The following is a 1,475-nucleotide window of genomic DNA, read 5'->3' as shown; positions in this document are numbered from 1 at the left end:
CCATGGCAACAGGTTGGGAGCAAGTTGATGGTTCATGGTACTATCTCAACGATAATGGTTCTATGGAGATAGGTTGGCTACAAAATAATGGTTCATGGTACTACCTCAACAGCAACGGTTCTATGAAAGCCAATCAATGGTTCCAAGTTGGCAGTAAATGGTATTATGTAAATGCATCGGGTGAGCTAGCGATCAATACAAGTATAGATGGCTATAGAGTCAATGATAATGGTGAATGGGTGCGTTAACAGATTCCTCCCTGCGACACAATTGATAATAGTATGTCTGAATATATAATTATGTATAAAAAGCTATAGATAAGGTCATCTTATAGCGACTATAAAAAGTGAACAAGCCTAGTCTTCTGTACATTAGAATTCAGGTTTGTTCACTTTTTGTTTAGGCTCTTTGTCAACTGTAGTGGGTTGAAGTCAGCTAAGCTCGAGAAAGGACAAATTTCGTCCTTTCTTTTTTGATGTTCAGAGCGATAAAAATCCGTTTTTTGAAGTTTTCAAAGTTCCGAAAACCAAAGGCATTTCGTTTGATAAGCTTAATGAGATTATTGGTTGCTTCCAATTTTGCGTTAGAATAGTGTAGTTGAAGGGCATTGACAATCTTTTCTTTATCCTTTAGAAAGGTTTTAAAGACAGTCTGAAAAAGAGGATGAACCTGCTTTAGATTGTCCTCAATAAGTCCGAAAAATTTGTCAGGCTCCTTGTTCTGGAAGTGAAAAAGTAAGAGCTGATAGAGATTGTAGTGGTGTTTCAAGTCTTCTGAATAGCTCAAAAGCTTGTCAAGAATCTCTTTATTGGTTAAGTGCATACGAAAAGTAGGGCGATAAAAACGTTTATCGCTGAGTTTACGACTATCCTGTTGAATGAGTTTCCAGTAGCGTTTAATAGCCTTGTATTCATGGGATTTTCGTTCAAACTGATTCATAATTTGGACACGGACACGACTCATAGCACGGCTAAGATGTTGCACAATGTGAAAGCGATCCAGAACGATTTTAGCGTTTGGAAAAAGTTGCCTAGCTAAGTCATAATAAGGACTAAACATATCCATAGTAATAATTTTCACTCGACATCGGACGACCCTATCATATTTAAGAAAGTGATCTCGAATGACGGCTTGTGTTCTACCTTCAAGAACAGTGATGATATTGAGCTTATCAAAATCTTGCGCAATGAAACTCATCTTTCCCTTGGTAAAGGCATACTCATCCCAAGACATAATCTCAGGCAGATGTTTAAAATTACACTCAAAGTGGAAGTCATTGAGCTTTCGAATGGCAGTTGAAGTTGAAATGGCCAGCTGATGAGCAATATCGGTCATAGAAGTCTTTTCAATCAACTTTTGCGCAATTTTTTGGTTGATAATACGAGGAATTTGGTGATTTTTCTTGACGATAGAAGTTTCAGCGACCATCATTTTAGAACAATGATAGCACTTGAAACGACGCTTTCTAAGGAGAA

1 protein-coding gene and 1 pseudogene are annotated in these 1,475 nt (G+C 37.5%); one reads left to right on the top strand and one right to left on the bottom strand.

Features of this window, described 5'->3' with window-relative positions; all coding sequences use genetic code 11:
• Nucleotides 1-248 (top strand): annotated as a pseudogene (locus HT669_RS10745) (N-acetylmuramoyl-L-alanine amidase family protein); the annotation flags it as partial.
• 187 nt (nt 249-435) lie between these two features.
• Here the strand turns inward: HT669_RS10745 and HT669_RS10740 are convergent.
• Nucleotides 436-1,475 (bottom strand): ISL3 family transposase (locus tag HT669_RS10740; protein ID WP_172933709.1); only part of this gene is annotated, 1,040 nt, incomplete at its 5' end.

Source organism: Streptococcus sp. 2100, from assembly GCF_013276335.1.
Classification (GTDB): Bacteria; Bacillota; Bacilli; order Lactobacillales; family Streptococcaceae; genus Streptococcus; species Streptococcus pseudopneumoniae.
The sequence above is the reverse complement of the archived record's forward strand: the minus strand, read 5'-3'. Positions and strand labels throughout refer to the sequence as shown.